The sequence below is a fragment of the Mycobacterium sp. genome, assembly GCF_049802695.1.
Lineage (GTDB): Bacteria > Actinomycetota > Actinomycetes > Mycobacteriales > Mycobacteriaceae > Mycobacterium.
The window spans coordinates 1-8,570 of record NZ_JBARMY010000100.1; the positions used below are offsets into that span (position 1 = coordinate 1).

General features: G+C 66.5%; 9 protein-coding genes. 6 read left to right on the forward strand and 3 right to left on the reverse strand.

Translation table 11 applies throughout. The features are described 5' to 3' along the window. The 3 genes from WA317_RS03655 to WA317_RS03665 form a co-directional block, all read right to left on the reverse strand. Positions 1-921: serine/threonine-protein kinase (locus tag WA317_RS03655; RefSeq protein ID WP_425171745.1), on the reverse strand; the 921-nt coding region annotated here is incomplete at its 3' end. Between the two features lie 36 nt (positions 922-957). After that, the gene (locus tag WA317_RS03660; RefSeq protein ID WP_425171746.1) at positions 958-1,362 is read right to left on the reverse strand and encodes a hypothetical protein; all 405 of its coding nucleotides are present in this window, start codon (positions 1,360-1,362) and stop codon (positions 958-960) included. Positions 1,363-1,537: 175 nt separating this feature from the next. After that, positions 1,538-2,002: a peroxiredoxin gene (locus tag WA317_RS03665; protein WP_425171747.1), complete on the reverse strand. Its 465-nt coding sequence runs from the start codon at positions 2,000-2,002 to the stop codon at positions 1,538-1,540. 63 nt (positions 2,003-2,065) lie between these two features. On the opposite strand from WA317_RS03665, the gene WA317_RS03670 reads away from it, so the two are divergent. The 6 genes from WA317_RS03670 to lgt all read left to right on the forward strand — a co-directional run. Next, the gene (locus WA317_RS03670; protein ID WP_425171748.1) at positions 2,066-3,604 is read left to right on the forward strand and encodes an anthranilate synthase component I; all 1,539 of its coding nucleotides are present in this window, start codon (positions 2,066-2,068) and stop codon (positions 3,602-3,604) included. Beyond that, complete coding sequence (locus WA317_RS03675; protein WP_425171749.1) at positions 3,597-4,235, forward strand: TIGR02234 family membrane protein; 639 nt, start codon at positions 3,597-3,599, stop codon at positions 4,233-4,235. The genes WA317_RS03670 and WA317_RS03675 overlap by 8 nt, the downstream gene beginning before the upstream one ends. 78 nt (positions 4,236-4,313) lie before the next feature. Continuing rightward, positions 4,314-5,132, forward strand: coding sequence for an indole-3-glycerol phosphate synthase TrpC (gene trpC, locus WA317_RS03680; RefSeq protein ID WP_425171750.1), 819 nt, complete (start codon positions 4,314-4,316; stop codon positions 5,130-5,132). A gap of 66 nt (positions 5,133-5,198) precedes the next feature. Then, a complete protein-coding gene (gene trpB / locus WA317_RS03685; protein ID WP_425171751.1) occupies positions 5,199-6,464 on the forward strand; it encodes a tryptophan synthase subunit beta in 1,266 nt (421 codons plus the stop codon). After that, positions 6,461-7,264 (forward strand): tryptophan synthase subunit alpha, encoded by an 804-nt coding sequence (trpA, locus tag WA317_RS03690; protein ID WP_425171752.1) that lies wholly within the window; start codon positions 6,461-6,463, stop codon positions 7,262-7,264. Before trpB ends, trpA begins: the two co-directional genes overlap by 4 nt. Then, on the forward strand, positions 7,261-8,570 hold a 1,310-nt coding region (gene lgt, locus WA317_RS03695), incomplete at its 3' end, for a prolipoprotein diacylglyceryl transferase (protein WP_425171753.1). The genes trpA and lgt, both read left to right, overlap by 4 nt.

Here is an 8,570-nt window from a genome sequence, read left to right on the forward strand (position 1 = left end):
GGGCAACACTGTCGTCGGCGGCTCCGCGGCAGCGGCCGCGCGGGCCAGGGCCACTGTGGGCGCGGCGGCCGTTGGCGGTGGATCGCCAACGAGCGCAGCGGCAAAATCCGAACAACTCGGATAGCGATGAGCTCGATCCCTTGCGATTGCGCGAGCGAGGACGTCGTTGAGTCCCACCAATTCGGGTCGGCGGACGGCCACTTGCGGTCGTGGTGCCGAGAGGTGCTGGGTGATGACCACCGCCGGATTGGAGTGCTCGAACGGCGCGGACCCGGTGAGCAAATGAAAAGCCGTGCAGCCCAGGGCGTATTCGTCGGCCCTACCGTCGAGATCCAGCCCTTGCAGTTGCTCGGGCGCGCAGTAGGCGGTTGTCCCCACCATCATGTTCGTTGCGGTGAGACCACTGATGTCACCGAGCTGTCTGGCGATACCGAAGTCCGCCAACTTGACCCGCCGCCGGCTGCCGGCATCGTCGAGCAGGATGTTGGCGGGTTTCACATCGCGATGCAGCAACCCTCGGGAATGGGCGTAATCGAGCGCATCGGCCACCGCCGTAACGATTTCGAGCACCTGCTGCTGCGCCATCCCGGAGCGATAGCGGCTCTTCAGCAGGTACGCCGCGTCGGTTCCCTGCACGTACTCCATCGACAGCCACAGCTGACCCTCGAACTCGCCGCGATCGTGGATGCCGACGATGTTGGGGTGCGACAGCCCTGCGGCCATGTCGGCTTCCCGGCTGAACCGCTGCCGGTACTCGTCGTCGGCGGTGAGGTGCGCGGGCAGGATCTTCAGCGCGTCGTGCCGCGGCAGCCGGGGGTGCTGAGCCAGGTACACCTGACCCATGCCGCCGGCGCCCAGCAGCCGCACGATCGTGTATCCGGCGAACACGTCGCCTTCGTTGAGGCCATCCATCGGCGGCATGGGCACATGCTACAAAGGTGACCGCGCGCGGCTACGTTATTCAGGCATGCCCCTGGTCTGCGGCTTGTAAGTGCACTGCGCACGGATGCCGTGACCATCGGTGTGGTCCCAATTGATTTTCGACACCGCGGCACGATCGCAGGTGAGTGTGAAATAGATCTGGATGTCGTCGCCGCCTTGCTTATTTGGCACCGGACCCTTGACGGTGATAGTTCCGCTCCGAAATTGCGGATCGTTGAACAACGCTTTCCACACCTGCGCGGTCGGCAGAACCAACTGCTCGTCGGCGATCCGTTCCTTGTGGAAAACCGTTCCATTGGCCTCGTGCACCGTGTAACTGATGACGCAAGTCGTCTGGCCCGTGCAATCGACCTGGGGGGCGCCGTCAATCTGCGCGGCGAACCGGTCACCAGCGACCGCATCGCGCACGACCTGCGCCACTGCGTCATTGCTGACGGTGAATACCTCAGGAGCCGAATACCGATCGGTTGACGAGCAGCCGGCAGCGACAACGAGCACGACAAGAGACACGAAAGCTGTGGTTTGCGCGTCGTTTGCCATTCCGACACATTAGGGACCTTTGAATTCGGCGGCAACAGTTTCAGGACTCCGGCGGCTAGGCCGAAGAGCGCGCCCGCAGTGTCGCCAACGCCTTGTCCGCATGAGAATTGAAATTGAACTCGCTGCCGATGACGTCGAGCACCGCGCGATCCGTGTCGATGACGAACGTGGTGCGCTTGACGGGCATCAACTTGCCCAGCAGCCCGCGCTTGACGCCGAACGCCCGCGCCACCGCTCCGTCGGTATCGGCCAGCAGCGGGTAGTCGAACCCATGGTTGCCGGCGAACTGCGCTTGTTTGGCCACCGGGTCGATGCTGATGCCGACCCGGGACGCGCCGACCGCAGCGAACTCGGCGGCCACGTCGCGGAAGTGGCAGGCCTCCCGGGTGCACCCCGGTGTGCCCGCGGCGGGGTAAAAGAACAACACGACCGGACCGTCGGCCAGCAGGGTGCTCAGCTGCCGCGGCGCTCCGGTCTGATCTGGAAGCTCGAAGTCAGCCACCGTGTCACCGGGTTTCATGGGCGTCAGGCTAGCCCAATGGTGCGCCACCGGCGGACAGCGGTGTCTGAGAAGATATGCGGTGTGCGTGCCAACGTGACCGCGACTACTTCGCGGGAGGATTTCCGCGCGCTGGCTGCCGCCCACCGCGTGGTCCCGGTGACGCGCAAAGTCTTGGCCGACGCCGAGACACCGCTGTCGGCTTACCGCAAGCTGGCCGCCAACCGGCCAGGCACCTTCCTGCTGGAGTCGGCGGAGAACGGCCGGTCGTGGTCGCGGTGGTCCTTCATCGGCGCCGGATCGCCGTCGGCGTTGACGGTGCGCGACGGTCATGCGGTCTGGCTGGGCACGGTGCCGCAGGACGCACCGACCGGCGGTGACCCGCTGCAAGCGCTGCACACCACCCTGCGACTGCTGGCCACCGCAGCACTGCCCGAACTGCCGCCACTTTCCGGGGGCATGGTCGGGTTCTTCGCCTATGACATGGTGCGACGGCTCGAACGCCTTCCGGAGTTGGCGGTCGACGACCTCGGGCTGCCCGACATGCTGCTGCTGCTGGCCACCGACGTCGCGGCGGTCGACCACCACGAAGGCACAATCACGCTGATCGCCAACGCGGTGAACTGGAACGGCACCGACGAACGGGTCGACGAGGCCTACGACGACGCGATCGCGCGACTGAACGTGATGACCGCAGCGCTTGGCCAAGCGCTGCCGTCGACTGTCGCCACCTTCGACAGACCCGAGCCGCAACCCAGGGCGCAGCGCACCGTCGAGGAGTACGAAGCGATCGTCGAACGCCTCGTGAGGGAAATCGAACGCGGCGAGGCCTTCCAGGTGGTGCCATCGCAGCGCTTCGAGATGGACACCAGCGTCGACCCGATCGATGTGTACCGGATCCTGCGGGTGACCAATCCCAGCCCGTACATGTATCTGCTGCACGTGCCGAATGCCGTTGCCGGAACCGACTTTTCGATTGTCGGGTCCAGCCCCGAGGCGTTGGTCACCGTCCAGGATCGCTGGGCGACGACGCATCCGATCGCCGGAACCCGCTGGCGGGGAACCACCGAGGAAGAAGATCAGCTGCTGGAAAAGGAGTTGCTGCACGACGAGAAGGAACTTGCCGAGCACTTGATGCTGGTCGATCTGGGCCGCAACGACCTCGGCCGGGTCTGCGTCCCGGGTAGCGTCCGAGTCGAGGATTACAGCCACATCGAGCGCTACAGCCACGTCATGCACCTGGTCTCCACAGTGACCGGGATGCTCGGCGCAGGTCACGCGGCTTTGGACGCGGTGACCGCCTGCTTCCCGGCCGGGACACTGTCCGGGGCGCCTAAGGTGCGTGCGATGGAATTGATCGAAGAGGTCGAGAAGACCCGGCGCGGCCTCTACGGCGGCGTGATCGGTTACCTCGACTTCGCCGGCAACGCCGACTTCGCGATCGCCATCCGCACCGCGCTGATGCGCGACGGCACCGCCTACGTGCAGGCGGGCGGTGGTGTCGTCGCCGACTCCAACGGGCTCTATGAATACACCGAGGCGGCCAACAAGGCACGGGCGGTGCTGAACGCGATCGCCGCTGCCGAGACGCTGGCGGCTCCCGATATCGGTCGCGATGACTGAGGCCGAGCGGCAACCGCGGGGCCCGCGCTTCGTCCGGATCGCCCAACTGCTGCTGATAGTCGCCGCCGGCGCGCTGTGGGCGGCATCGCGGCTGCCGTGGGTCGTGCTCCGATCTTTCGACACGCTGGGACCGCCGAAGACTTCAACGGTCACCGGGTTGTCTTGGTCGACTGGGCTGTTGCCGCTGGCGATGCTGTTGCTGGCGGCAGCGCTGGCGGCCCTGGCGGTACGAGGCTGGCCGCTGCGGGCGTTGGCGCTGCTGATCGGCATGGCCAGTCTGGCCATCGGCTACTTGGCCGTCAGTCTATGGGTGATTCCGGACGTCGCGGTGCGGGCGGCCGACATCGCCCACGTTCCGGTGTTGTCGCTGGTCGGCAGCGATCGGCATTATGTCGGCGCGGCCATTACGTTTTTGGCCGCAATGGGCGCGTTGGCCGCCGCGGTGCTGCTGATGCGGTCGGTGCGAGCGGACGGTGACCGCACAGCGAAGTACGCGGCGCCCGGGGTCCGCCGCTCGATCGCGCGGGACGCCGACGGCACGGTCTCAGAGCGAATTATGTGGGACGCCCTGGACGAGGGCCGCGACCCAACCGATCGACCGATTCGAGGCTCCGACACGGAGGGTCGGTGACAGCGCGCGGCCCTGCGGCGGCTACCCTTCGAGGGACGTCGTCAAAAATAGGCGGCGACCGTGGGGAGGAACACAGCGATGACTCCGGCAACTGTGCTCGACTCCATCATCGAGGGAGTCCGTGCGGATGTTGCCGCCCGCGAGGCCGCTGTCAGCCTGTCTGATGTGAAGGCGGCAGCCAAGGCGATGCCAGCGCCGTTGGACGTCATGGCGGTGTTGCGTGCCCCCGGCATCGGTGTCATTGCCGAAGTCAAGCGGGCCAGTCCGTCAGCGGGCTGCCTTGCCTCCATTTCCGACCCGGCCAAGCTGGCTCGTGCCTACGAAGACGGCGGTGCGCGGATCATCAGTGTGTTGACCGAGGAGCGACGTTTCCACGGCAGTCTCGACGACTTGGACGTGGTGCGGGCCGCAGTCTCGGTGCCGGTGTTGCGCAAAGACTTCGTGGTGCGGCCGTACCAGATTCACGAGGCGCGCGCGCACGGCGCCGACATGCTGCTGTTGATAGTTGCGGCGCTCGAGCAGCCGGCGCTGGAGTCCATGCTGGAGCGGACCGAGTCGCTGGGTATGACCGCCTTGGTGGAAGTGCACACCGAAGCCGAAGCGGACCGCGCGCTGAAGGCCGGGGCTCGGGTGATCGGTGTCAACGCGCGCGATCTGACGACCCTGGAAGTCGACCGGGACTGCTTCGCCCGCATCGCTCCCGGCTTGCCCTCCGACGTGATCCGGATCGCCGAATCCGGTGTGCGCGGCACCAACGATCTGCTGGCCTACGCGGGCGCAGGTGCCGACGCGGTGCTGGTCGGCGAAGGCCTGGTGAAAAGCGGTGACCCGCGCGCCGCGGTCGCCGATCTGGTGACGGCGGGCCGGCATCCGTCTTGTCCGAAACCGGCGCGCTGACCGGTCATGACCCGCATCAGCGGAAACGTTGAACCCGATGAGTCGCTCGCGCGTTGAGTTTTGGTGATGGCGAATCGTTCCGGCCCGAAGCTGCCCCGTTCCAGCGCGGCCATCGCAGAGCCCACCCGCCACGATCCCGATTCGCGGGGTCATTTCGGCGTGTATGGCGGACGTTACGTCGCCGAGGCGTTGATGGCGGTGATCGAAGAAGTGACCGCCGCCTACGAGAAGGCCCGCACTGATCAGGAATTCCTCGACCTGCTCGACAACCTACAGGCCAACTATGCCGGTCGACCGTCGCCGCTGTACGAAGCCGCCCGGCTGAGCGCGCGCGTCGGCGGTGCCCGCATCTTCCTCAAGCGGGAAGATCTCAACCACACCGGTTCGCACAAAATCAACAACGTGCTCGGTCAGGCTCTGCTGGCTCAGCAGATGGGCAAGACCCGGGTCATTGCCGAGACCGGCGCCGGCCAACACGGCGTTGCTACCGCGACCGCCTGCGCGTTGCTGGGCCTGGACTGCGTCATCTACATGGGCGCCGTCGACACCGCGCGGCAAGCGCTCAACGTGGCGCGCATGCGGCTGTTGGGCGCCGAGGTGGTTTCCGTCGAGTCGGGTTCGAAAACACTCAAAGACGCCATCAACGAGGCGTTCCGTGACTGGGTTACGAACGCGGACAACACCTTTTACTGCTTCGGCACCGCGGCCGGACCGCATCCGTTCCCGACGATGGTCCGCGACTTCCAGCGCATCATCGGACTTGAGACGCGCGTGCAAATCCAGGACCAGACCGGCCGATTGCCCGACGCCGTCACCGCCTGCGTCGGCGGCGGATCCAACGCGATCGGCATCTTCCACGCCTTCCTCGACGATCCTGGCGTTCGGCTGGTCGGGTTCGAGGCGGCCGGTGACGGTGTCGAAACCGGCCGGCACGCCGCGACTTTCACCGGCGGATCACCCGGCGCGTTCCAGGGGTCGTTCTCCTACCTGCTGCAGGACGCGGACGGTCAGACGATCGAATCGCACTCGATCTCGGCCGGACTAGACTACCCCGGGGTCGGACCAGAACATGCTTACCTCAAAGAGATCGGGCGGGCCGAATACCGGCCGATCACCGACCGCGAGGCGATGGATGCCTTCCGGGTGCTCTGCCGGACCGAGGGCATCATCCCGGCCATCGAATCCGCGCACGCGGTGGCCGGCGCGCTCAAGCTGAGCGCGGAACTGGGTCGCGGCGCGGTGATCGTGGTGAACCTGTCCGGCCGCGGCGACAAGGACGTGGAAACAGCGGCCAAGTGGTTCGGCCTGCTCGACCTGAAGGCCGGCACGTGACTGACAAAGCACCTGGCTTGGCATCGCTCTTCAGGTCTTGCCGGGAGCGCGACCGAGCCGCCTTGATCGGCTATCTGCCCACCGGATATCCCGATGTGCAGACTTCCATCACGGCGATGACCGAGCTCGTCGAGAGTGGTTGCGACATCATCGAAGTCGGGGTGCCGTACTCCGATCCGGGGATGGACGGGCCGACGATCGCGACGGCTGCCGAGACTGCTCTGCGCGGCGGTGTGCGAGTCCGGGACACCTTGACCGCGGTTGAGGCCATCACCGATGCCGGTGGACGTGCGGTGGTGATGACGTACTGGAATCCGGTGTTGCGCTATGGGGTTGATGCGTTCGCGCGCGACCTGGCCGCCGCCGGCGGAAACGGCCTGATCACCCCCGACCTGATTCCCGACGAGGCCGACGAGTGGCTGGCGGCATCGAACCGGTACAAGTTGGATCGCATCTTTCTGGTCGCGCCGTCATCAACGCCGCAGCGGTTGTCGGCGACGGTGGAGGCGTCGCGCGGATTCGTCTATGCCGCATCGACGATGGGCGTCACCGGAGCCCGTGCCGCGGTGTCGCACGCGGCACCAGAACTGGTGCGACGGGTGCGCGCAGTGTCCGACATCGCGGTCGGGGTGGGCCTGGGAGTGCGGTCGCGCGAGCAGGCCGCCGAGATCGGCCGCTACGCGGACGGCGTCATCGTCGGCTCGGCACTGGTCTCCGCGTTAAGCGACGGCCTGCCCGCATTACGCACGCTGACCGAGGAATTGGCCGCCGGTGTGCGCCAGAAAGTCACTTCGTCGTGACGACCAGCTACCTAGCTTACTTTCCCAGCCCGCCCCGCGGAGTCTGGTATCTCGGACCGGTTCCCGTCCGCGCCTACGCGCTGTTCATCATCGTCGGCATCGTGGTGGCACTGCTCATCGGCGATCGGCGCTGGGCCGCCCGCGGCGGCGAGCGCGGCGTGATCTACGACATCGCGCTCTGGGCGGTGCCGTTCGGACTGCTCGGCGGCCGGCTCTATCACCTGTGCACTGATTGGCGGACGTACTTCGGTGCCGGCGGTGCCGGTCTGAATGCGGCGCTTCGCATCTGGGACGGTGGGTTGGGCATCTGGGGCGCGGTGGCTCTCGGCGGGGTCGGCGCCTGGATCGGCTGTCGACGCCGGGGTATCTCACTGCCGGCGTTCAGCGACGCCGTGGCGCCGGGCATCGTGCTCGCACAGGCCATCGGTCGGCTCGGGAATTACTTCAACCAGGAGCTTTACGGCCGCGAGACAACGATGCCCTGGGGTCTGGAAATCTACTATCGGCGCGACCCGTCGGGATTCGTCGACGTGCACTCCCTCGACGGCGTGTCCACCGGTCAACTGGCGCTGGTCGTCCAGCCGACATTTCTTTACGAGTTGCTATGGAACCTTGTCGTTTTCGGGGCATTGCTTTATCTGGACAAACGGTTCGTCCTCGACCGTGGGCGGTTGTTCGCCACCTACATCGCGGCCTACTGCGTCGGGCGTTTCACCATCGAATTGCTGCGTGACGATGCGGCCACTCACATCGCCGGAATCCGGATCAATTCATTCACCTCGACTTTCGTGTTCATCGGGGCCGTCGTGTACATCATTCTGGTGTCGAGGGTCCGGGAAGACAGGGTCACGTTAAGCGGCCCCGGCGAGACTGCGGCGCAACGGCTTCCAGAGCCCGCCGATGAGCTCACGGCTGTGACGTCAGGGGTCGGCGGTGCTGGGCCCGCTGTTGCCGCCGGGGCTGTCCTGCCGCCTTCCCGCCGGGCTGCGCTGCAGCCGGCGACTCTCGAGCCGGAGGCTGATGCGGTGGTGGCCGAGGCTGAAGCGATCGAGGGCGACGTCCCTGAGGCGGAAGTCTTGCCGGTGGAGCTAGAGCCCGCCGACAGTGAGGTGCTCGAGACGGCCTCGGAGGTGGCAGCGGTGCCGGTCGGGGCCGACGAAACCCCGGACGAGGGACCTGAGGGTGGCGAACCGGAGGCTGAGGCGGTCGCCGAAGCTGAGGCCGACGAGCCCGAGATCGGCGAGCCGGAGGCCGCCGAACTCGAGGCCGCCGAGCCCGAGATCGCCGAGGTCGCCGAGCCTGAGGC

Coding starts and splice junctions, on each gene's coding strand:
- WA317_RS03665 (WP_425171747.1), bottom strand. CDS start 2,002: ATGAAACCCGGTGACACGGTGGCTGACTTCGAGCTTCCAGATCAGACC.
- WA317_RS03675 (WP_425171749.1), top strand. CDS start 3,597: ATGACTGAGGCCGAGCGGCAACCGCGGGGCCCGCGCTTCGTCCGGATC.
- trpC (WP_425171750.1), top strand. CDS start 4,314: ATGACTCCGGCAACTGTGCTCGACTCCATCATCGAGGGAGTCCGTGCG.
- trpB (WP_425171751.1), top strand. CDS start 5,199: ATGGCGAATCGTTCCGGCCCGAAGCTGCCCCGTTCCAGCGCGGCCATC.